At 62.4% G+C, this 21,092-nt stretch carries 23 protein-coding genes and 2 pseudogenes; 10 read left to right on the plus strand and 15 right to left on the minus strand.

What is annotated here, in order from left to right:
- Positions 1-291: 291 nt before the first annotated feature.
- The 7 genes from ACFQDL_RS00660 (at position 292) to ACFQDL_RS00690 (ending at position 5,956) form a co-directional block, all read left to right on the plus strand.
- Entirely contained in the window at positions 292-1,473 is a 1,182-nt protein-coding gene (locus tag ACFQDL_RS00660; RefSeq protein ID WP_379907347.1) for an ABC transporter substrate-binding protein, read from the plus strand.
- Between the two features lie 116 nt (positions 1,474-1,589).
- Positions 1,590-2,456, plus strand: coding sequence for a branched-chain amino acid ABC transporter permease (locus ACFQDL_RS00665; protein WP_379907348.1), 867 nt, complete (start codon positions 1,590-1,592; stop codon positions 2,454-2,456).
- A 70-nt stretch (positions 2,457-2,526) separates the two neighbouring features.
- Positions 2,527-3,486 (plus strand): branched-chain amino acid ABC transporter permease, encoded by a 960-nt coding sequence (locus ACFQDL_RS00670; RefSeq protein WP_379907349.1) that lies wholly within the window; start codon positions 2,527-2,529, stop codon positions 3,484-3,486.
- 51 nt (positions 3,487-3,537) lie between these two features.
- Complete coding sequence (locus ACFQDL_RS00675; protein ID WP_379907350.1) at positions 3,538-4,308, plus strand: ABC transporter ATP-binding protein; 771 nt, start codon at positions 3,538-3,540, stop codon at positions 4,306-4,308.
- 1 nt (position 4,309) lies between these two features.
- The gene (locus ACFQDL_RS00680; protein ID WP_379907351.1) at positions 4,310-4,612 is read left to right on the plus strand and encodes an ATP-binding cassette domain-containing protein; all 303 of its coding nucleotides are present in this window, start codon (positions 4,310-4,312) and stop codon (positions 4,610-4,612) included.
- On the plus strand, positions 4,537-5,019 hold the full coding sequence (locus ACFQDL_RS00685) for an ABC transporter ATP-binding protein (RefSeq protein WP_379907352.1): 483 nt from the start codon (positions 4,537-4,539) through the stop codon (positions 5,017-5,019). Before ACFQDL_RS00680 ends, ACFQDL_RS00685 begins: the two co-directional genes overlap by 76 nt.
- Positions 5,020-5,209: 190 nt before the next feature.
- Positions 5,210-5,956, plus strand: coding sequence for an IclR family transcriptional regulator (locus tag ACFQDL_RS00690; protein WP_379912790.1), 747 nt, complete (start codon positions 5,210-5,212; stop codon positions 5,954-5,956).
- 149 nt (positions 5,957-6,105) lie between these two features.
- Here ACFQDL_RS00690 and ACFQDL_RS00695 read toward each other — a convergent pair whose 3' ends face one another.
- The 4 genes from ACFQDL_RS00695 to ACFQDL_RS00710 form a co-directional block, all read right to left on the minus strand.
- Positions 6,106-7,062, minus strand: coding sequence for an AraC family transcriptional regulator (locus tag ACFQDL_RS00695; RefSeq protein ID WP_379907353.1), 957 nt, complete (start codon positions 7,060-7,062; stop codon positions 6,106-6,108).
- 142 nt (positions 7,063-7,204) lie between these two features.
- Positions 7,205-7,987: a CLCA_X family protein gene (locus tag ACFQDL_RS00700; RefSeq protein ID WP_379907354.1), complete on the minus strand. Its 783-nt coding sequence runs from the start codon at positions 7,985-7,987 to the stop codon at positions 7,205-7,207.
- 444 nt (positions 7,988-8,431) lie between these two features.
- Positions 8,432-8,590 (minus strand): hypothetical protein, encoded by a 159-nt coding sequence (locus tag ACFQDL_RS00705; protein WP_379907355.1) that lies wholly within the window; start codon positions 8,588-8,590, stop codon positions 8,432-8,434.
- A gap of 354 nt (positions 8,591-8,944) precedes the next feature.
- Positions 8,945-9,151: a hypothetical protein gene (locus ACFQDL_RS00710; protein ID WP_379907356.1), complete on the minus strand. Its 207-nt coding sequence runs from the start codon at positions 9,149-9,151 to the stop codon at positions 8,945-8,947.
- A 301-nt stretch (positions 9,152-9,452) separates the two neighbouring features.
- On the opposite strand from ACFQDL_RS00710, the gene ACFQDL_RS00715 reads away from it, so the two are divergent.
- Positions 9,453-10,067, plus strand: coding sequence for a response regulator (locus ACFQDL_RS00715; protein ID WP_379907357.1), 615 nt, complete (start codon positions 9,453-9,455; stop codon positions 10,065-10,067).
- Between the two features lie 46 nt (positions 10,068-10,113).
- On the opposite strand, the gene ACFQDL_RS00720 is transcribed toward ACFQDL_RS00715, so the two are convergent.
- Positions 10,114-10,479 (minus strand): hypothetical protein, encoded by a 366-nt coding sequence (locus tag ACFQDL_RS00720; protein WP_379907358.1) that lies wholly within the window; start codon positions 10,477-10,479, stop codon positions 10,114-10,116.
- A gap of 70 nt (positions 10,480-10,549) precedes the next feature.
- Between ACFQDL_RS00720 and ACFQDL_RS00725 the strand changes: the two genes are divergently transcribed.
- Positions 10,550-10,729 carry a hypothetical protein gene (locus ACFQDL_RS00725; RefSeq protein WP_379907359.1) on the plus strand — a complete coding sequence of 60 codons (180 nt, stop codon included), beginning with the start codon at positions 10,550-10,552 and terminating at the stop codon, positions 10,727-10,729.
- 237 nt (positions 10,730-10,966) lie between these two features.
- Here the strand turns inward: ACFQDL_RS00725 and ACFQDL_RS00730 are convergent, their stop codons facing one another.
- Positions 10,967-11,638 (minus strand): dienelactone hydrolase family protein, encoded by a 672-nt coding sequence (locus tag ACFQDL_RS00730; RefSeq protein WP_379907360.1) that lies wholly within the window; start codon positions 11,636-11,638, stop codon positions 10,967-10,969.
- Between the two features lie 132 nt (positions 11,639-11,770).
- On the opposite strand from ACFQDL_RS00730, the gene ACFQDL_RS00735 reads away from it, so the two are divergent.
- Positions 11,771-12,784, plus strand: coding sequence for an aldose epimerase family protein (locus tag ACFQDL_RS00735; protein ID WP_379907361.1), 1,014 nt, complete (start codon positions 11,771-11,773; stop codon positions 12,782-12,784).
- Between the two features lie 10 nt (positions 12,785-12,794).
- On the opposite strand, the gene ACFQDL_RS00740 is transcribed toward ACFQDL_RS00735, so the two are convergent.
- From ACFQDL_RS00740 to ACFQDL_RS00780, 9 genes and pseudogenes are all read right to left on the minus strand, one after another.
- Positions 12,795-13,553 (minus strand): SDR family NAD(P)-dependent oxidoreductase, encoded by a 759-nt coding sequence (locus tag ACFQDL_RS00740; protein WP_379907362.1) that lies wholly within the window; start codon positions 13,551-13,553, stop codon positions 12,795-12,797.
- Between the two features lie 71 nt (positions 13,554-13,624).
- On the minus strand, positions 13,625-14,437 hold the full coding sequence (locus ACFQDL_RS00745; RefSeq protein ID WP_379907363.1) for an SMP-30/gluconolactonase/LRE family protein: 813 nt from the start codon (positions 14,435-14,437) through the stop codon (positions 13,625-13,627).
- Between the two features lie 55 nt (positions 14,438-14,492).
- Positions 14,493-14,960 (minus strand): beta/alpha barrel domain-containing protein, encoded by a 468-nt coding sequence (locus ACFQDL_RS00750; protein WP_379907364.1) that lies wholly within the window; start codon positions 14,958-14,960, stop codon positions 14,493-14,495.
- A gap of 136 nt (positions 14,961-15,096) precedes the next feature.
- A pseudogene (locus ACFQDL_RS00755) lies at positions 15,097-16,028 on the minus strand (2-dehydro-3-deoxygalactonokinase).
- On the minus strand, positions 16,021-17,535 hold the full coding sequence (locus ACFQDL_RS00760; RefSeq protein ID WP_379907365.1) for an aldehyde dehydrogenase (NADP(+)): 1,515 nt from the start codon (positions 17,533-17,535) through the stop codon (positions 16,021-16,023). The pseudogene ACFQDL_RS00755 and the gene ACFQDL_RS00760 overlap by 8 nt, the downstream one beginning before the upstream one ends.
- Before the next feature lie 94 nt (positions 17,536-17,629).
- Positions 17,630-19,374, minus strand: a pseudogene (gene araD, locus ACFQDL_RS00765) (L-arabinonate dehydratase).
- Positions 19,371-20,150, minus strand: a complete 780-nt coding sequence (locus tag ACFQDL_RS00770) for an SDR family NAD(P)-dependent oxidoreductase (protein WP_379907366.1) — start codon at positions 20,148-20,150, stop codon at positions 19,371-19,373. Before ACFQDL_RS00770 ends, araD begins: the two are co-directional and overlap by 4 nt.
- Positions 20,151-20,157: 7 nt before the next feature.
- Positions 20,158-20,733: a hypothetical protein gene (locus ACFQDL_RS00775; protein ID WP_379907367.1), complete on the minus strand. Its 576-nt coding sequence runs from the start codon at positions 20,731-20,733 to the stop codon at positions 20,158-20,160.
- Positions 20,670-21,080, minus strand: a complete 411-nt coding sequence (locus ACFQDL_RS00780; RefSeq protein ID WP_379907368.1) for a hypothetical protein — start codon at positions 21,078-21,080, stop codon at positions 20,670-20,672. Before ACFQDL_RS00780 ends, ACFQDL_RS00775 begins: the two co-directional genes overlap by 64 nt.
- Positions 21,081-21,092 lie beyond the last annotated feature (12 nt).

Below are 21,092 nucleotides of genomic sequence, written 5' to 3' on the forward strand. Positions count from 1 at the left end.
GCGGTGCGCTTCGTTTCACTGTAAACCGCTCCTGCGTTTACAGTATTTCCGCCATCCATGGCGGTCACCGGCACTCTACGATTTGTACACCCCGCTCAAGTTCACACAACGGCGGGAGTGGCAAAATCCGCTGGCTGCAATCACTGTCCGGTTTTTGCAGATGAATCCGGAGAAACGGCAGATTGCATGGAGCGGATAAAGGTTGCAGGCAGTGGCTATCAAGGCACTTGCCGCGACCGCTACAACTGGAGGCTCCCAACACCTGATAACCGTCGAACGGAGTTTTCAGTCATGTACAAGAACAACAAGAGACTGCGCAACCTGGCACTGAGCTGCGCAACCACCTGCCTGCTGGGTACCGGCGCCGTCACCGCCGCCGAGAGCGATCCGGTCAAGGTTGGCGTGATGCTGCCGTTCAGCGGCGTCTATGCCGCTATCGGCGATGCCACCCGCAACGGACTGAAGCTGGCCCTGCAGGAACAGGCTCCGCAGCTGCATGGCCGCAATATCGAATTTATCGAGATGGATACCGAGGCCCGCCCCGAACGGGCGCCGGAGATATCCTCGGCATTGCTGGACAAGGAAAAGGCCGATTTCATCGTCGGTCCGGTACATTCGGGCGTCGCCATGGGCATGACCAAAGTGCTGCGTGACAAGGATGCCATCATGATCATCCCCAATGCCGGTGCGGCCGCGGCCACAGGCCCGCTCTGCGCATCAAACATCTTCCGCACCTCCTTTTCCTCCTGGCAGCCCTCCTATCCGATGGGCAAGGTCGCGCTCGATGCCGGCTACAGGAAGGTCGTGACCATGAGCTGGAACTACGGCATGGGCAAGGAGAGCCTCGAGGCCTTCGAGGAGTCCTTCATCGCCGGCGGCGGCGAGATCGTCAAGCAGATCCTGGTGCCCTTCCCGAAAACTGAGTTCCAGCCCTACATCACCGATATCGCCGCGTCCCAGCCGGACGCCGTGTTCGTCTTCTTCGCCGGCGGCGGTGCCGTCAAGTTCGTCAAGGACTACGATGCGCTGGGTCTGCGCGGCAAGATTCCGCTGCTGGGCTCGGGCTTTCTGACCGAAGGCACCCTCGAAGCCCAGGGCGGTGCGGCCGAGGGCGCCCTCACGACCCTGCACTACGCCGACAACCTCGACAACCCGACCAACCAGCGTTTTCGTCAGAGCTACCAGACCAGCTTCGGCAAGCCGGCCGATATCTATGCGGTGCAGGGCTACGATGCCGGCCAACTGATCGCCCAGGCGCTCAACAAGCTCGGCGGCGCGACCGACGATCGCAAGGCGCTGATCGCGGCAATGGAGAGCAGCGTTATCGACAGCCCGCGCGGCCAGTTCTCCTTCTCCAGGGCACACAACCCGATCCAGGATATCTATCTGCGCAAGGTCGAAAACGGCGAGAACGTCGTCATGAACGTCGCGGCAGCCGCACTCGAAGATCCGGCCCGCGGCTGCAAGCTGTAACGCGCCTCTCCTCTTCCCGGAATCAAAACTCCGTCGCCGGCATCTGCCGGCGGCCGGAGCCGGTCGTCTGTCCCCTTGTTCAGGGGGCTACCGGCCGGACAACCTGGCACAAGACGATGGATATTGCACTCTTTCTGGTACAACTCCTGAACGGCGTTCAGTACGGCCTGCTGCTGTTCCTGATCGCCTCCGGCCTGACGCTGGTATTCGGCGTCATGGGCATACTGAACCTGGCCCACGGCTCCATGTACATGGTCGGCGCCTACCTGGCCTATTACTTCGTCACCGCCACCGGCAGTTTCGGCGTGGCGGCGGTGATCTCCGCCATCATCGCCCTGCTGCTGGGGATACTGATCGAACGCACGCTGATCATCCGGCTGTACCGGCGCAACCACCTGGATCAGGTGCTGCTGACGATCGGCATGATTTTCGTGTTCAATGCGCTGCAGAGCCTGCTCTGGGGCAACGATCCCCTCGGTGTCGCGGTGCCCGCCTGGCTCGACGGCTCCATCGCCCTGACCGAGTTCGTCGAATACCCGGTCTACCGGCTGTTCGTCTCGCTGCTCTGCATACTGGTGGCGGCCGCCATGTATCTGACCATCAACCGCACCCGTCTCGGCATGCTGATCCGGGCCGGCGAGTCCAACCGTGCCATGGTCGAGGCGCTGGGCGTCGACATCAACCGCCTCTATACCATCGTCTTCGCCGCCGGCGTCATGCTGGCCGCCGTTGCCGGTATCGCCTCGGCGCCGATGGTCTCGGTGGTGCCCGGAATGGGCGAGCACGTGCTGATCTCCTGCTTCGTCGTGGTGGTGATTGGCGGCATGGGCTCGATCAAGGGCGCCCTGGTCGCGGCGCTGCTGGTCGGCATCGTCGACACCTTCGCCTCGGTGCTGTTGCCCCAGGTCTCCAGCATGATGATCTACATCCTGATGGCGGTGATCCTGCTGCTCAAGCCCAGGGCCTGTTCGCTCACTGAATGAGCAGCCTGTCGGACTTAGCACTGATCTACTGCGGAAAAGCCCGAAAGGCTGCGGAATCGGAGACTTTGAAATGTTTACCAAACGCGCGGAAAAACTCTTTGTCTGGGTGTTCTTTCCCCTGGCGCTGCTGCTGCCACTGCTGATGGAACAGAACACCTTTTATGTCAACAAGCTGGCGAGCGTGCTGATCTTCGCGATCTTCGTGATGTCGCTGGACTACCTGGTCGGCCGCTGTGGCCTGGTGACCCTGGGCCATGCCCTCTTCTACGGCATGGGCGGCTATCTGTTCGTGATGCTGGCGCCGGAGTACGAGACCGTCAATTTCTGGGTCTACACCTTCTACGTCGTGACGATCTCGGCGCTGATCGCCGTCGTCGTCGGCTTCATCGTGCTGCGTACCAGCGGCATCTACATGATCATGATCACCCTGGCACTGGCCCAGATGTGCTTCTATTTCTTCTCCGACTCTACCGCCTTCGGCGGCAACGACGGCGTCTTCATCTACATGAAGCCCGACACCAGCGTCTTCGGCCTGAGTCTGTTCGATCTCGACAACCCGGTGCACTTCTACTATCTGTGCCTGCTGTCGCTGTTCAACTGCCTGCTGTTCTTCAAGCTGATCACCCGCTCCAAGTTCGGCCGTATCGTCGACGCGGTGCATGCGAACCCGGACCGCACCACGGCACTGGGCTACAACGTCTTCCTGTTCCGCCTGGCGAGCTATGTCATCGCCTCCTCGCTCGGCGCCTACGCCGGTTATCTGTTCGCCCTGCAGTACGGCTTCGTCAACCCGTCGATGCTGGCCTGGCAGACCTCGGGAACCGCCCTGGTGATGACCATTCTCGGTGGCATGGGCACGCTCTACGGCGCCATCCTCGGTACCGCCGTCTACGAGGGACTGCACTACGGTTTCGAACACCTGACCGAGCACTGGCTGCTGCTGATGGGCGGCCTGATCATCCTGATGGTGCTGGCCTTCAAGAACGGCCTGGCCGGCTATCTGGAAAATCTGCTGGAGAAACGTCAATGAACAGCACTGCAGCCCTGACCCGGGTAACGACGAACAGCGACACGGCCCCGCGTGCAGTGGAGTTGCAACAACAGGCGGTGCTCGAAACCGAAGGCCTCTGCAAATACTGGGGGGCTCAAGGCACTGGACGATATCTCGCTGCAGTTTCGGGACCGCGAACTGCACGGCATCGTCGGCCCCAACGGCGCCGGCAAGAGCACCCTGCTGAACCTGCTCTGCGGCACCTACAGGCCGACCCGCGGCCGCATTCTGCACCGGGGCGAAGCGATCGATTCGATCAAGCCCCATGAATTCAGCCGGCGCGGTATCGGCCGCGGATTCCAGAAGACCAATATCTATCCCGGCGTCAGCTGTCTGGAGAACTGCAGCGTCGCGGCGCAGCGCCGGGTCGGTGGCAGCTTCAATCTGTTCCGCTCCCGTCACAGCGAACAGCTGCTGACCGAGATGGCCGAACAGGCGCTGGCCAAGGTCGGCCTCGCGCACCGGCGCGACGCTATCGCCTCGCGCATCAGCTATGGCGAGCAGCGCCAGCTCGAGATCGCGATGGTGCTGGCGACGGCGCCCTCGGTGCTGCTGCTGGACGAACCGATGGCCGGCATGGGGCACGAGGAGTCGCAGCTGATCATCGAACTGCTGAAATCACTGAAACGGGAATACTGCATCGTGCTGGTCGAACACGATATGGATGCGGTATTCGAGCTGTCGGATCAGCTGACGGTGATGGTCGACGGTCAGCACCTGATCACCGGCACGGTTGACGAGGTTCGCGACGATACAAGGGTAAAAGACGCCTATCTGGGCCAGGGCGACGAGGTAATCTGATATGAATAACCTGCTCGAAGTACGCAGCCTGCACACACTGTACGGCGACAGCCATATCCTGCACGGCATCTCCTTCGATATCGCGCCGGGACAAGCGGTGAGCCTGATGGGAAGGAACGGCATGGGCAAGACCACGACGCTGAAGTCCATTCTTGGCGTCGTCACGCCGCGCAGCGGTCAGGTACGCTTCCAGGGGAAGAGCTCGACGCCCTGCCCACCTGGAAGCGCATGCGGCGCGATATCGCCTATGTCCCCGAAGGTCGCGGCATGTTCTACAATCTGTCCGTGCGCGAGCACCTGCTGATGGCGGCCCGTTCCAACCGTCGCGGCGAAGTACGCTGGGATTATGACCGGGTGCTCGAGACCTTTCCGCGCCTGAAGGAGCGCCTGACCAATCTCGGCACGCAACTGTCCGGCGGCGAGCAGCAGATGCTGGCGATCGGTCGCGCGCTGATGACCAACCCGGACCTGCTGATCCTGGACGAAGCCACTGAAGGCCTGGCGCCGCTGATCCGCAAGGAGATCTGGGACGTCATCGCCAGGATCAAGGACAGTGGCGTCTCGACGCTGATCGTGGACAAGAACATCCAGGTACTGAAGAATCTCTGCGACCACCATATCGTGCTGGTCAAGGGGCGGGTGGTGTTCGAAGGTGACAGCAAGCGCCTGCTGGCCAATCGCGACGAAGTCGAGTCCCATCTCGGCGTCTGACGGGTGACGTTGATCGGGGGTATACTGGAAGCCGTAGCGCTGATATTCCGGGTACGTTAGACTTCGCCGCGCCCGATGCGTTAACGCACCGGCAAGAGCGCGATCGACAGCAAAAGGATGTCAGTACCATGGTCCCCCCGACAGCAGAAAACCCACAACCGAAGACTCAGTCCGCCAGGGCATCGGCTCGCTGGAGATAGGCCTGCGGGTGCTCAACGAGATCGCATTGTCGCCGCAACCGCTGAGCCTGAAGGAACTCTCGACCCGACTCGACCTCTCGTCGAGCCGCCTGCACAAATATCTCGTCAGCCTGAGCCGGATGGGCTACATCGTCCAGGAGCAGAATTCGCGCTATACGCTGGGCAATGCCAGCCTGACCCTGGGCCTCTCGGCCCTCAAGCGCATCGACCCGATCCCGGTCACCTTCGATGCCGCGACCCGGCTGCATGCCGCCACCGACAGAACCGTCTCGGTGGCGGTCTGGAACGGCAAGGCGCCGCTGATCGTGCACTGGCTCGACTCAAGCCAGGTGCTGGCGGTCAACGTCCGCCTCGGCACCGAGCTCTCGCCCTTCTTCTCGGCCGCCGGCCGGCTTTTCCTGGCCCATCTGCCGCAGGCAAGGCAGCAGCAGATCGTCGAGGCCTTTTACGACTATCCCGCCGCCCTGCCCCGCTACCAGGGCCGGCAGCTCGACCAGAATGCCTTTTACGAACTGCTCGAACAGATCAGGCAGGACAACCTGGCCTGTTTCTACGGCGACTTCCTGCCCGATATCAACGTCATCAGCAGCCCGGTATTCAATCTGAGCGGCCAGATCAGTGCAGTGATTACCCTCATGGGCATGGCAACCGATACCGACGTGCGTCCGGGCCAGCGCTACGAACGCCTGCTGACGGCGACCACCAAAGGCGCCACCCGGCTGATCTGCGGGAACTAGAACATGACGTTGGAATGATGCCCCGAAGGGGCGAATTCCGACGGGGTAGGTTTCAGCCTTGGTGCCGACTGCCGGGACCCGGAATTCGCTGCGCTCATTCCAGGCTACGGCTGAGCCAATGCGTCGCTAACCCACCCTACGGTGATGAACTACCGCACTTTGCGCAGAGTTTCGGACGGCAGTTCGCCGAACATCTTGCGGTAATCGGACGAGAAGCGCCCCAGATGGCTGAAGCCGTAATCGAGGGCAATCTCGGTGACGTTGCGGGCGCCGACGCCCTGCTTGAGATCGTTGTGCAGGCTCTGCAACTTCATCTGCTTGATGAAGAGTTTCGGCGTGGTACCCACTTCCTTGGCGAATACATTGTAGAGGGTACGGATACTGACGTTGCAGAGGCCGGCCAGCTCCTCGACACCGATATCGTCCTTGATGCGTTCGCCAAGGTAGCGACGAATCAGATGAACCTGCTGACCGGCACCGACTGAGCTGCATTCCTGCTGCAGATTGCAGGGGAAGATCGACAGCAGCTTGCTGGCCAGCAGTCCGGCGTAAGTCTGGGAGATGCTGCCGATATCGACACAGGACTCGGAGGCTTCCTCGTAGACCGCCTCGACCAGACGCATGAAGGCCAGCGAGGCGTTCAGTTCCATGACCCGATGATGAAACCTGAGCCCGTCTTTCGGCACGGCTTTTCCGTTCTGCATGCAGGCACTCTTGAGCACCGCTTCCGGAACCTTGACGATCAGTTTCTGGCAGTCCCCGGAATAGGTCAGATCGATGCGCTCGCGGGGATTCATCATCAACGCCTGGCCGGCCGAGAGGGACAGCATGTCGCCATCGTAGTCCCAGGTACAGCGGCCGCTCGTCACGACCTGAAGGTGGTAGATATCCTCGATATCCGGTGACTGCACCCGCACCTCGCCGCCATAGTCGATATGGGAGAGCCCCAGCTGGGCGAAGTCGGTATAACGCAGTGACGAACGCATATTGCCGCGCCCCAGAACCGTAAGGCGGTGATTCCCGACATGGGCGTTGACATAGTCCGAGACGTCATGGGGCGAGACATCGCGGCATACCACGCTGTTGGCCAGTACGTGATTCAACATTGGCAGCAACCTTCGTTGTCATTATTGTAATGCCGTTGATTATATGTGAACGATCGGAATCACTCAATAGACCCGGGACATCCACCCGATAACGAAAGGGAAACAACCCGTCCCGCACCTGGCGCAGATATTCTTTTCGGCCTCAGGTTTTGCGCAGTGCCCGCCCCAGACAGCTGAAGTATCGGGCGAAGGCCTCGTTGATACGCTCGCGCTGTTGGCCCAGCGGATAGAGCCCGGCACGGGCTTCGTCCGAAGCGCGGGTGCCCCTGACCAGGAAGTTGTTGCGGATGCCCGAGTCCTGAACGAAAGCCTCGAAGGCCCGCGCACAGAGCTCTTCCGGCTGACTGTAATAGAGGGTGCCCAGTTGCCGGTCGGTTTCGGCCGAGACGCGGAACAGTTCACTGGGGCCGTCGCCACTTTCGTCGAGCAGGATGGCATGGAAACAGCGCGACAACAGGTCATTGAGAGGATGCGGAACCGGCGTGGCGTCGCTGATCCAGCTGCGGGAAGCGAAGAAGTCTCGCGGCGCATCACTGAATGCCTTGTCGCAGAGGTAATGATCGAAGGCATGGAACCACTCGTGGGCGATGCTACCGGGTCCGGCATTCTTCGCCAGCGAGAAGCAGCGCTGCGAGGGGTCGTAGTGCGCCGCCACACCGGGGCGGCCGCCGATGCCGTATTGCAGTGACAGCGTGCCGCGCAGCGAAATCAGCACCTCGGGCCCCTGCAGGATGGACATGAGGTCCGCAAGTGCATCATGAAAGAGCCCCGCCGCCCGCGCCTGCTCCTCCCGCGTCACCCAGCGGCCGATACGGATCGAGCGAAAATCGAAGCGATGGCGAATATCGACAAAGCCCAGGGTTTCTCCATTGCGATGATCGGGCCCCTGACGGTAAAAACGGCGATCGGAGGGTGGTTCGGCCACGACGGGTCTCCGGTACAGATTGGCAGGTAGGCATTGTACCGTCCCGAAGGCTCGGCCCCAATTCTGGCCGCTGGCGGTCAACGCGACCGAAGGAATCGCCCAGGTGACCGAAATTTCTACAAAAATAACTTGCACCGGGCGTCTGGATCTATCTTTGAGTCTATATATTAACCGGGCGGGTTAATACATGAAGCAGGGATACTTCATCATTGGTCGCAGGTCAATGCGAACGCCACGGAAACCAGCATGTCCGCGCACCTGCGCCCGTTTCAGTGGCGTGATGTGCAAATGGGTAGGGAACCTATTTGCACGCCAGGTTAATCACGAAACATGGCTCCTCAGGTCCCGAGACGCACCAGAAGTCGTTGATCGACATAGCGCAGCGGCCAGTGCTCGCGCCACGCCTTTTCGCGTCCCGTAATGAGCGGCTTCGTAGGGGTGAAGTCAGGCGACGATGCCATTGGGGGTCAGGCGCCTCTGCAGCCAGAGCAGACCGTTGTCGGCGATCACCGCCAGAATGCTCACGGCGAGCGCACCGGCGATCAACTGGCGCGGGTCGCTCTGGGTGATACAGCGACAGATCAGCAGCCGAGGCCGCCGCAAGACCGACCGCCACCACCACCAAGAAAATATGCTCGGCAGTCAACTTCAGAATCAGGTCGATATTGCTACTCAGGAAATCAAAGAGTTCCACTGTCTTGCCCCATAGCGTCAATTATTGTTATGACAGCGCCGCCCGGACGGACGAACCTGTGCGCATTGAGGCTCAGAGTACTGGAACGGACGGCGCCATTAAAAGACATAACCGACAAAATGAGCAAAATTTACGACAGAGCAACGAAAACAGGGGTGGGTCTGCGACCAATAACGGCGGCCTGGAGCCGTTCAGTTGCACGATTTCGACCTCGGAACAGCCGCTCGCCGGATCGAACCTGATCTTGCCATCAATTGCACCGATCACCTGTACCACTGTCGGCCGGTATCACCGCAATAGGAACCTGCGGCAGATGCATCGATCTCAAGACCCCGCTCGATGCCATCCGCCTTCATTGCCAGCAGTACCAGCTGTTTGTTGAAGTCCTCAATCGGCACGGAAACCATATAATCGTTGAGTGCGGTGACAAAGGCCTGACTCCCTCGGGCACCAACCGCCTCCAGCAGCACCGCACCAGGGGCCTTGGTATCGGATCACCTCCAGACTCCAAGGCGTGGCGGTCACCGTCTTATTGATAAATAATAAAACCCACTTGAATTGATAATATTGAAAAATCTGCTAATCTCTGTTCCGGTTGTATATCAGTGCCCCTTTGCCGGCAGACCCGCGCACCCTGGCTTGAACTGTCACGGATTGCCTGCGAAGCGCGCAGTCCAGACCGGTTGATACTGTGTTTCGGTGCTGTCGGCACATAGCCGCCGGGTATCCCCAACCAGCTGTAATCATGGGTGCTCCGAAGATGGAAACAGTATGGCAAACAAGAAAGTACTAACCAGCGCCGAGGCGGCCAAACTGCTTGGCGTGTCGTTGCGCACGGTACAGCTGTGGGTGGAACAGGGCATACTGCCGGCCTGGAAGACTCCGGGCGGCCATCGCCGGTTGCCGCTGGAATCGGTGCAGCAACTGCTGGATCAGCAGGCGGCGCAGGTATCAGGACAGTCCGTGAAGGAGGAGACCGGGCCAGCCAAGCTCCTGATTGTCGAAGACAAACCCCATCTGCGCAAACTTTACAGCCAATACTTTCTCCATCTGAATATGCCGGTCAAGGTCTATACGGCCGAAAACGGCTATCAGGGTTTGATCATGATCGGCGAGATCAAGCCCGACCTGCTCATCACTGACCTGATGATGCCATCGATGGACGGAGCCCAGATGATAGAGACCATCCTGGACCGACAATGTCTTACCGAAGACCGCATTGTCGTTGTCACAGAGATGGACAGCGGCTCCGAAGAGGTCGGCGAGCTCCGGGACAGCCGGATTCAGGTGCTGCACAAGCCGTTGCTTCTCAACGATCTGAAAAAGGTGCTGCTGCAGAAGCTACCGCTGCTGCGGGGAGACGCAAACCCGCCGCTGGAAGCCTGAAACGAGCCTTGTCCTGCCGCAAGCAATAGCCAATACGGGAACCAGGTTACCGAAGACAGCCAAAGACAGACCCATCCCGCCCCGGCGCCCGGCGCCGCGCTGCTCGAAGCCCTTTGTCGCATTTCGGTGACATCTCGATGACGATGGCGACACCCAGCACCTGGTCCGCGCCACGCAGCGCCGACAGGCTCAGCCGCCAGTGCAACCGGCCGCGCTGCGGCAGCGTCGGGCTGACCTCGAGGCCGACCAGCGGCTGTTGCGACCGGCGGATCGTCTCCCTCCGTGATGGCAGCAGCAGGTTCAGCGGCGGCATCAACTGGCCCAGTCGCAGACCCACCAGAGGCCGCGCATCGGGATAGCCCAGAATCCGCACGGCGCACGGTTGCACGGTTGCACAGGCTGATCTGGCCATCGAGATCGGCGGTCACCAGGCGAATATCCTCCCACAGCGGTATCTGTGGCAGCGGCTCTCCACTCACCAGATGCTGAACCATCAGCTGAACCGCCCGTCGCGCCTGACGTTTCGGCACCTGATCAACGGTGGCGTGCAGATTGCCCCGACGGATCGCCAGCAGCGCATCGGCATTGGCGTCGAAACCGACGGTCGTCAGGATCGTCTGGCACAGCGGCACGGTCCGGATTGCAGCCCGCCAGCAGGATGACCAGCAGCAGCCTTGTCGCACCCACCAGAGTCCGGCGCCGACCGCTCACCTCAAGCCCCGCCATGGCGTACGCAGAATCCCCTACATCTGATTTCAGCCGCCTTCCAGAGTGCGTTACCTTCAAGTCTAAGAAATTTCCCGGTGTCTCACCCGGCCTCGCGCGGCGGCGGGAGACGGGCCGATCCATCGACATGACGGCACTCAAGGGCCCGCGAGTCGCTCTCGGCGGACTGCGGCCTAGGCGGCGAGGTGCGTCTGCAGCCAGGCCAGGGTCCGGGTCCAGGCCAGAGCGGCGCCCTGAGGCTCGTAATCCGCGCGCTGGTCGCAGTCGAACCCATGTCCGGCCGGATACAGGTGAATCTCGCAGTCGGGCCGCTGCTGCCGGATCTGCTCGACGTCCGTCAGCGGTATGGTCGCGTCCTGCTCGCCGAAATGCATCAGCGTTGGCACCTTCGGCACTTCGTCGGCGTATTCGACGATTCGGCGACCGTAATAGCAGACGGCGGCAGCAAAATGAGTCAGACGGGTCGCTCCGAGGAATGCCAGGGAGCCGCCCATGCAGAAACCAAGAACGGCAACCGGGCCCGCATCTTTTACCGCTTGCGCTGCAGCCTCGATATCGAGCAGCACCTTCGACCAGTCAAGGGCCGTCATCTGCACACGGGCCCTGTCGATGTCCTCCGGCCCATAGCCCGTCTCGAAGCCGCGAACCTGACGGTCGAACAGCGCCGGCGCTATCGCCACGTAGCCCTCGGCGGCCAGGCGGTCGCATACGCCACGGATATAGCGGTTGACGCCGAAAATTTCCTGCAGCACCACCACCGCGCCGTGCGGCTTGCCCACCGGGTCGGCCCGGTAGGCGCCGAGTTCGTGGCCGTCTGCGGCCACCAGCTTTATCGGTTTTCTCATGCTCAACTGTCCTATTCCTGATCCGTCGGTTAAAGTCATGCACAAAGATACATTAAGCCGGCTGCTGCTGCCGAGCCCCGCCCCTGGCTGCATCACGCCACCGTTGTCCAGCTAAGCCCAGGAGTTTCCACCATGCCCAACGATGCATCCATCGGTGACAGGAGTCCGGTGATTGTCACGCTGAGAAGCGAACTGATACGGGCAGAACTCTGCTCCTACGGCGCCCGACTCCTGGCACTCTATCTGCGCAACGCTGACGGCAGCGAGACCAACATTGCACTGGCGCTTCCGTCACTCGAAGACTATGCCGCCGGGAACAGCAGCATCGGCGCCATCTGCGGACGTTTTGCCAACCGCATTCGCAATGCCTGCTATCGCGAGCAGGATAGCATTGTCCACCTAAGCGCCAACGAGGGCCCCAACCACCTGCATGGCGGCGGCACCGGATTCGACCGGCAGCCCTGGAATACGGTGGCCATGGATTCAGAAGCGGTTACGTTCTCGCTCGCAGTACCGGATGGTGATCAGGGTTATCCCGGTGCCCTGAATGCAAGGGTGACATACCGCCTGCTCGGCGCGGAGGGTTTGCAGTGCCGGATCACGGCTTCGAGCGATCGTCCGACCATCGTCAACCTGACCCACCATGCCTACTGGAACCTGACCGGCGACTTCAGCCGCAGTGCCGCCGATCACATGCTGCAGATAGATGCCGATGCCTTCCTGCCGGTGGACGACCAGCTGATCCCGCTGCCCGGACGAAGTCCGGTGGCGCGTACGGCATTCGATTTCAGGGAACCGGCGCTGACCCGTGAACGACTGGCGGGCTGCGGCGATGGCTTCGACCACAACTTCTGCCTCAACGGCCCACGTGGCACACTGCGCCCGGTGGCTCGGCTGGAGGATCCCGCCAGCGGTCGAAGCCTCCGGCTTTCCACCTCGGAAGCGGGACTGCAGTTCTATCTCGCCCGCCATTTCACCCCAGACATTACCAGCCGCGAAGGAAGGCCGCTGCATCCGGCTGCGGGTATCGCGCTGGAGCCCCAAACCTTTCCGGACAGTCCCAACCGTCCGGATTTCCCATCTCCCCGCCTGCTGCCTGGCGAGCTCTACGAACACCTGATCGAGTGGCAGTTCGGTTCAGGTTAATGTAGCGGCCTCAAATCGATCCTGCTTCCACCATATAGTTGTTCGCGGTGCACATGGCGGCGTCGTCGGATGCGAGGAACAGCACCATCCGCGCGACATAGACCGGCTCGATCAGATCCGGCAGGCACTGCCGCTGACGATGGCGCTCCAGCGCCTCGGGTTCGGCCCAGAGTTGCTTCTGCCGCTCGGTCATGATCCAGCCCGGCACCACCGTATTGACCCGGATCCGGTACTGGCCGAAATCGCGGGCCAGGGTCCGGGTCAGGCCGTGGACGGCGGACTTGGCGGTGGCATAGACGGGAAAGCCTCCGCCGGCCTCCCACCAGGAGTTCGATCCCATATTGATGATCGAACCGCCACCGGCATCAATCATACCGGGCGCCACGGCCTGAGCGGCGAAGAACTGATGGCGCAGATTGGTGGCGATGCGCTCGTCGAAATACTCCGGCGTCACCTCGCGCCAGTCATGGCGATCGTCGCGCGCCGCGTTGTTCACCAGCACCGTCGCACAACCCAGGCGCCCCTCGAGGCGCTTGAAAGCCCGCTTCAGGCTATCGATATCCCTCAGGTCGCAGTGTTCGAAGGCAACATGGTCGCCCAGTGCGGTGGCCAGCGCCGTCCCTGCCGGTTCATCGAAGTCGACGAACCCCACACGGCAGCCCTGGGTGGCAAAGGCGCGCACGATCTCGGCGCCGATACCGCTGGCACCACCGGTGATGAACACGGTCTTACCGGCCAGACTCGGGTAAATGGCAAGCTTATCAGTCATATGAATCCTCTGATTGATGATGCAACCGAAGCCCGTGCAGGCGGCATAATCCCGACGTGACTATAGATGCACTAGAGGATCAGGCGGTGCTCGGCCTGCCCAGGGCTGCCGGGGTAGGCGAAAAAGGTTTTGCCAGCGTCGGGCTGGGCGGTCAGTTGCTGCTGCGACAGCCCCTCGGTGGCAGAAGTGGCAAAGAGGATGTCCAGATGCTCTCCACCAAAGGCGGGACAGGATATCTGCCCGGCCGGAAACGGGATCGCCAAGGAAAAAGTGCCATCGGCATTGTAGCAGGCAATGCGGGCAGCACCCCACTGGGCATTCCAGAGCCGTCCCATGCTGTCGACGACGGCACCGTCGGGACTCACGCGGGCGCGACTGCAGTCGACAAAGACCTCAGGCTCACCGACTGGCCACCCGTGGAGCTGTTCGAGTGCCTGACGCCAGATCACCCCCTTCGCGGTATCGGCAAAATAACCGTAACGACCGTCCGGCGAGAAACAGATCGCATTGGGGATGGTAACAGGTGCGAACAGCAGGCGCAGTTCGCCACGAAAATAGCGGTATATGGCGCCGGCTTCGGCTTCGGCGCTCTTCCCCATGGTGCCGATCCAGAAACCGCCCCAGGGGTCGGCACGGCCATCGTTGGAGCGGGTCAAGGGATTATCGGTTTCGAGCTTGCATACAGGCTGCCGGGTCCCGCTTTGCAGATCGAAACGGAACAGGCCGGTTTCGCCGGCAATCAGCAGGCTGTCGGCATCGACCCAGCCCGCAGCCGAGACGTGCTCATCGAATGTCCACTCCTGCGCCCCCCGCTTTCGGTCCGGCTCAGCAGCTTTTTGCCAATAATGTCGAACCAGAACAGCTGCCGCCGCTCCGGATGCCACAAAGGCCCTTCGCCAAGGGTACAGACCCTGTTGTCGTATATTTTGGCCAAGTCCATCATAGCTGTCCTTCCCTGTCGAAGGTTTCGACCATGCGTTTCGCATCCGCGGCCACCGCCGCCAGCGATTTGCCGGGCCGGTACAGTGCCGTGCCGATGCCGAAACCGTCGGCGCCGGCCGCCAGCCACTGTCCGAAATTGCGCTCGTCCACCCCGCCCACCAGCAGCACCCGGGTTCCGGCCGGCAGGACCGCGCGAATCGCTTTCAGGCCGTCGATTCCCATCATGGCGGCCGGGAAAACCTTCAGTGCCGTCGCCCCGGCCTCGAGCGCTGCAAAGCATTCGCTCGGAGTCAGCACGCCAGGGTAGGACGCCAGTCCCAGCCTGCGTGTCTCCCGAATAACCGCGGGATTGCAGTTCGGCGAGACGATAAAGTGTCCGCCGGCATCGGCAACCCGTGCAACCTCATCGACGCCGAGCACGGTGCCGGCACCGATATCGGCCTCGTGGCTAAAGACACGGGCCATGATCTCGATGCTCTGCAGCGGTTCGGGGAGTTCAGCGGTACCTCGATGCGACTGATGCCCGCTTCGATCAGTGCAGCGGTCACCGCTTCGGCTTCCCGCGGCTGGATGCCCCTCAGAATGGCGATCAGGGGTCGACTCATCGATTGTTACTCCTTTCCAAGCTGTAGTCATAAGCGGCCCGCAATCCCGCAAGCGTAACCGCTTCTGCGTCCAGGGTTCTGACCTCGACGTCCCTCGCGCGCAACACCCGGGCATAGAGCACGGGCAGCCCGCGATCACCCACCAGACTGACTGCCCGTCCATCCCAGAACGGCCGGGCGGCCGCCAGCTCTGCCCCGATCAGCAGCCCCGACAGACGGGCCCGGCGGCTGGCGGCGCCAGTTCGTGCAGCAGTCCGAACGCCCGCAGTCCGAACAGCGCCGCCGGCAGGCCTTGCGGACTGACAAGAACCTCCTCGGCCGCCGAGATAAAAGCGGCGTCGTCCCATTCACTGTCTGCACCGCCGGAGAGTTGCAACCCGTGCCGCAGCACCGATTGCTCCGACAGCAGCGCGAACAGCTCACCGGTCATGAAAGTCTGAAAGTGCAGCACGCTCCCCTGGCTCAGCCGCACCCATTTGCAATGCGTACCCGGCAGACAGACAACGTCCTCGCCGACGAGACAACCCGCCAGCAGGGTTTCCTCACCGCGCATCACATCGGCCGGCGTCGACTGACAGAGCCCCGGAATGATCAACACCCGCAGCCTTGGATCCAGCACCGGTGCTTTGACCATTCGGTCTGCTGCCAGCGGTGCACAGGGCACCTCGGTATAGGGCGCTTCGATCCAACCCTGACGGGCCCCGACCATGCCGCAGGCTATCACCGTCGTCACCTTGTCCGGCGCCAACCAGTCCCCGATCAGTTCCAGCAACGCGGCTTCGAACAGCCCCGACGTCAGGCTGCTCATACCTTTTGTCGACGCGGCCTGCTGCAGAACCCGCCCATCGTCCGAACAGGCCCAGGCACGCAGCCGGCTGGTGCCCCAGTCGACGGCGACCCAGTCGGCTTTCGTCATCGGCTCAGACATCGGCGCCGATGTCCGCGGGCAGCAGCTCCGCCGGCATGTTCTGGTAGCAGACAGGCCGCAGGAAACGGCGGATCGCCATCGTGCCGACCGAAGTCGCACCGAAGTTGGTCGATGCCGGATAGGGTCCGCCGTGGACCATCGCATCGGACACTTCGACCCCGGTCGGGAAACCGTTGGCCAGCAGCCGCCCGGCCTTGCGTTCGAGAACCGGCAGCAACTGTCGGGCCTGGGGTGCATCGGCCGGGTCGAGGTGCAAGGTGCAGGTCAGCTGCCCCTGCAGCGCATGCGCTATTTTCAGCATCTCATCGAAATCGGCGGCCCTGACCACCAGGCCGAGCGGGCCGAATACCTCTTCCCCCAGTTCGGCGCTCTCGAGCCACTCTCTGCCACTGGTGACAAAGAGATAAGGGGCCGCCTGCCGCTGCTCGCAGACTTTACCCAGGATCTCCTCGACACCCGTGGCCCCCTCCATACGGACGACACCGGCCCTGTAGGCATCGGCCATGCCATCGGTCAGCATGGTCTGGGGCGCGACAGTCGCGAGTGCCTGCTTCGTAGTGTCGATAAAGGCATCGGACTCGGAACCGTCGATCAGGATTGCAATGCCCGGGTTGGTGCAAAATTGACCGGCGCCCATTGTCAGCGACGCGGCCCAGCCCTTGGCGATCCCGGCACCCCGGACGGCCAGCGCCTGTGGCAGCAGGAACATCGGGTTGACCGAGCCCAGCTCACCGAAAAACGGAATGGGTTCAGGGCGCCGGGTGCTGAGATCGAACAGCGCCCGGCCGCCGGCGAGGCTGCCGGTAAAACCGACCGCCTTGATCAGCGGCTGCTGCACCAGCGCCTGGCCCGCCTCGCGGTTGCCGCCCTGGATGAAGGCGAAAACCCCCGGATGCAGCTCAAGCGCTCGACGGGCCGCATCGATGGCCTGGGCGACGATCTCACCGGTGCCGGGGTGGGCCGAGTGGCTCTTGACGACCACCGGACAGCCGGCGGCGAGCGCCGAGGCTGTGTCGCCACCGGCGACCGAAAAGGCCAGCGGAAAATTCGAGGCTCCGAATACCGCCACCGGCCCGACCGGGCGTTGCATCAGGCGCAGATCCGGGCGCGGTAGCGGCTGCCGGTCCGGCAGCGCTGCGTCATGTCGTCGGTCCAGGTAGTCGCCGGCCTCGATATGACGGGCGAACAGCCGCAGCTGGCCGACGGTGCGCGCACGCTCGCCGATCAGACGCGCCTGCGGCAACCCGGTCTCCTGTGAGCCGATCTCGGTGATCTCGTCACCCCGGGCGTCGATTTCATCGGCGATGCGATCGAGGAAGGCGGCGCGCTGTGCCCGGCTGGTATAGCCGTAGGACGCGAAGGCGGCCTCCGCCGCCTCTGCAGCCAGCTCGACCTCGACCGGGGTTCCGATCGCAAATTCATGGGCGGAGCCCTCGGCCGGCGACGACTTGAAGGTATGCTCGCCGTCTCTCCAGTGGCCGGCAATCAGGTGTTTGCCTGTCAACATGTAGTTGCTCCAATTTGTAAGCTGTAAGATTCGAGCCACAAGCTGCAAGCGACAGGTGCCACTGGCAACTTTCGGCTTACAGCTTGCCAGTTCCTCAATGGCTGTCCCGCGGCACCGCTGCGCCGCGACAACCGCGCAGGAAGTCGAAATCCGCGCCGGTATCGGCACCCTGGACGTGGTTGTAGAACAACCTCGCATAACCGCTTTGTGGCGGTTCCACCGGTAAGTGCCACTCGGCGAGGCGGCGTTGCAGCTCCTCGTCGGAGATATCCAGGTGCAGCCGGCGATTGGCCACATCCAGCTCAATGATGTCGCCATTGCGGACCACGGCCAGTGGCCCGCCGGCAGCGGCTTCGGGCGTGGTGTGCAGCACGACGGTGCCGTACGCCGTGCCGGACATGCGGGCGTCTGAAATGCGCACCATGTCCTTGATACCCTTGCGCAGCACCTTCGGCGGCAGGCCCATGTTGCCGACCTCGGCCATCCCCGGATAGCCTTTGGGTCCGCAGTTCTTCATCACCAGAATGCAGGTCTCGTCGACATCCAGCTCCTCGTCGTTGATGCGCGCCTTGTAGTCGTCGATATCCTCGAACACCACCGCCCGTCCGCGATGCTGCAGCAGCTCCGGCGTTGCAGCTGAAGGCTTCAGCACGGCGCCGCTGGGAGCCAGGTTGCCCTTCAGCACGACGATACCGCCGCTTGCAGTCAGTGCCTTGTCCACCGGCCGGATCACATCCTCGTTCCAGCTCCTGACGTCCTTGACCTCATCCCAGATGGGGCCCCCGGAGACGGTCAGCGTTTCGCGGTGCAGCTTGCCCCCTCGCCCAGGGCCTTGATGACGACCGGCAGGCCGCCGGCGTAAAAGAACTCCTCCATCAGGTACTGGCCCGATGGCATCAGATTGACGATGGTCGGAATCTCGCGCCCGAGCCGGTCCCAGTCGTCCAGTGTCAGATCGATGCCGACGCGACCGGCAATTGCCAGCAGATGAATCACCGCATTGGTCGAACCACCGATGGCGCCGTTGACGCGGATGGCATTTTCGAACGCCTCCCGGGTCAGGATATCGGAGGGCTTGAGATCGTCCTTGACCATCTGCACGATGCGCCGGCCCGATAGATGTGCCATCACGCGGCGTCTGCTGTCCACCGCCGGTATCGCAGCATTGCCCGACAGCGCCATGCCCAGCGCCTCAGCCATGCTGGCCATGGTGCTGGCGGTGCCCATAGTGTTGCAGGAGCCCGGCGAGCGGGACATCGCCTGCTCCGCCTCGAGGAAATCCTCCCTCGTCATATTGCCGGCCTTGACGTCTTCCGACATCTGCCAGAGGGCGGTGCCGGAACCGACTCGCTCACCGCGGAACCAGCCATTGAGCATGGGGCCGCCCGAAACGACGATGGCCGGGATATCGGTGCTGCAGGCCCCCATCAGCAGCGCGGGCGTGGTCTTGTCGCAACCGGCCAGCAGCACGACACCGTCGAGTGGATTGGCGCGCAATGCTTCCTCGACATCCATCGCCGCCATATTGCGGTACATCATTGCGGTCGGCCGCAGCGAGCTTTCACCGGCCGAGAACACCGGAAACTCCAGTGGCAGGCCACCCGCCTCGTAAATGCCGTGGGCCACGCGTTCGGCCAGATCGCGCAGGTGGGCGTTGCAGGGCGTCAGCTGTGACCAGGTATTGCAGATACCGATCACCGGGCGACCGTCGAAAAGATCAGCCGGCAGCCCCTGATTCTTCATCCAGCTGCGGTGATAGATGTGATCGCGGCTGGTGCCGCCAAACCACTCCGTCGACCGCAACTTGCGCGGCCATTTAGCGGGCTTGAATGCGCTCATACCCAACCTCCGTCAACAATGAAATTCTGTGCCGAGCACATGGCCGAGGCATCGGACGCCAGAAACAATGCCATCTGGGCGATATGTTCCGGCAGGACCCGGCCCGCCAGGCACTGACTGCGCTTGATGAGTTCTTTTGCCGCGTCATCGACCCAGAGCTGCAGCTGCTTGTCGGTCATCACCCATCCCGGCACCAGGGTGTTGACCCGGATACCGTCGGCGCCGAGATCCCGTGCCAGCCCGCGGGTCATGCCATGAACCGCGGCCTTGCTGGCGGCGTACACCGGATAGCCGGGTGAAGCCATCATCCAGCCGACCGAACCGAAATTGACGATGGAGCCACGACCGGCCTGGCGCATCATCGGCGCTACGGCCTGGGTCGCGAACATTGCGTGCTTGAGGTTGACCGCCACCAGCTCATCGAAGCGCTCGTAGCTGATCGCATCCAGCGTATGGCGCACATCGTTGGCGGCATTGTTCAGCAAGGCGGTGATCGGCCCGTATCGATCGGCGAACTCGCGGATGGTGCTCTGGTAGGCCCGCATATCGGTGATGTCGCACGGCCGGAACAGCACCTCCCGGCCTTCGGTCCTGAGCTTTTCCTCCAGTGCCTGCCCTGCGTCCGCATCAATGTCGACGAAAGCGGTCCGCGCGCCCTGGCGGGCAAAAGCCTCGACCAGGGACGCGCCGATACCGGATGCACCGCCGGAAATCAGCACGGTACGCCCGTCGAGATCGGGATAGATTGCCTTGCTATCGGCAGTGATGGCAGTCATAACGGCTTCACCTCCGGCGCATGTGGGTCATCTCCCCGGACCGGATTGCGCAGTGCCAGTCCGAGCTGGGGGCTTCGATTTCGATCACGTCGCCCTGTTCGACCCGAACCTCGTCGGCGAACGACAGTGTCGCGGTGCCGAACATATGCACATGCAGATCACCGGGCTGACAGAACAGCCGGTACTTGAAGTGGTGGTACTCCAGGTTGGCGATGCTGTGGGACATGTTCTCTTCGCCGGACAGGAAGGGTTTTTCCCAGACAACAACGCCATCGCGCAGGATGCGCGAAGTCCCCCGGATATCCTGCGGTAGTTCACCGACCAGGATCTCGGGCCCGAAAGAGGCCGGGCGCAACTTCGAGTGGGCCAGAAACAGGTAGTTGATGCGCTCGGTCACATGGTCCGAAAACTCGTTGGCAAGCGCGAAGCCGATTCGGCAGGGGATGCCGTCCGGACCGATCAGGTAAATGCCGGCGATTTCGGGCTCCTCGCTACCATCGAGCGCAAAATCCGGCGAGATCAGCGCATCGCCCGGCGCGATCGCGGCCGTTCCGGTTCCCTTGTAGAACCACTCGGGCTGCACGCCGGCTTCGCCCGGCGCCGGTTTGCCCCCTCCAGCCCGGCCTTAAACATCTTCATCGAGTCGCTCAGACCCTCGCCGGCCGCATGCATCGCATCGCGGGCCGAGGCAGAACCGAGATGAGTCAGGCCGGTTCCGGTCAGGAACATATGGGCGGGATCGGGATGACGCACCGGACAATCCAGGCGACCGTCGGCCGCCAGTGCTGGCAGATCGACGCTTTCGCCGAAACCGTGGCGCTCGATTACAGCGGCGAGACTCGTACCGGATGAGATCGCCTCCTGTGCCAGCGCATAGATGCTGTCGGCACCCTTGACGATTCGTGCAGAATAGCCCACACGCCAGATCACGCCAGCACCCCC

Origin of the sequence: Marinobacterium aestuariivivens (assembly GCF_042661465.1) — a bacterium.
In the GTDB taxonomy this organism is placed as follows: Bacteria; Pseudomonadota; Gammaproteobacteria; order Pseudomonadales; family Balneatricaceae; genus Marinobacterium_A; species Marinobacterium_A aestuariivivens.

Coding starts and splice junctions, on each gene's coding strand:
- ACFQDL_RS00670 (WP_379907349.1), top strand. CDS start 2,527: ATGTTTACCAAACGCGCGGAAAAACTCTTTGTCTGGGTGTTCTTTCCC.
- ACFQDL_RS00770 (WP_379907366.1), bottom strand. CDS start 20,150: ATGACTGCCATCACTGCCGATAGCAAGGCAATCTATCCCGATCTCGAC.
- ACFQDL_RS00680 (WP_379907351.1), top strand. CDS start 4,310: ATGAATAACCTGCTCGAAGTACGCAGCCTGCACACACTGTACGGCGAC.
- ACFQDL_RS00735 (WP_379907361.1), top strand. CDS start 11,771: ATGCCCAACGATGCATCCATCGGTGACAGGAGTCCGGTGATTGTCACG.
- ACFQDL_RS00760 (WP_379907365.1), bottom strand. CDS start 17,535: ATGTTGACAGGCAAACACCTGATTGCCGGCCACTGGAGAGACGGCGAG.
- ACFQDL_RS00720 (WP_379907358.1), bottom strand. CDS start 10,479: ATGGCCAGATCAGCCTGTGCAACCGTGCAACCGTGCGCCGTGCGGATT.
- ACFQDL_RS00750 (WP_379907364.1), bottom strand. CDS start 14,960: ATGGCCCGTGTCTTTAGCCACGAGGCCGATATCGGTGCCGGCACCGTG.
- ACFQDL_RS00730 (WP_379907360.1), bottom strand. CDS start 11,638: ATGAGAAAACCGATAAAGCTGGTGGCCGCAGACGGCCACGAACTCGGC.
- ACFQDL_RS00725 (WP_379907359.1), top strand. CDS start 10,550: ATGCTGAACCATCAGCTGAACCGCCCGTCGCGCCTGACGTTTCGGCAC.
- ACFQDL_RS00695 (WP_379907353.1), bottom strand. CDS start 7,062: ATGTTGAATCACGTACTGGCCAACAGCGTGGTATGCCGCGATGTCTCG.
- ACFQDL_RS00715 (WP_379907357.1), top strand. CDS start 9,453: ATGGCAAACAAGAAAGTACTAACCAGCGCCGAGGCGGCCAAACTGCTT.
- ACFQDL_RS00685 (WP_379907352.1), top strand. CDS start 4,537: ATGCGGCGCGATATCGCCTATGTCCCCGAAGGTCGCGGCATGTTCTAC.
- ACFQDL_RS00660 (WP_379907347.1), top strand. CDS start 292: ATGTACAAGAACAACAAGAGACTGCGCAACCTGGCACTGAGCTGCGCA.
- ACFQDL_RS00665 (WP_379907348.1), top strand. CDS start 1,590: ATGGATATTGCACTCTTTCTGGTACAACTCCTGAACGGCGTTCAGTAC.
- ACFQDL_RS00740 (WP_379907362.1), bottom strand. CDS start 13,553: ATGACTGATAAGCTTGCCATTTACCCGAGTCTGGCCGGTAAGACCGTG.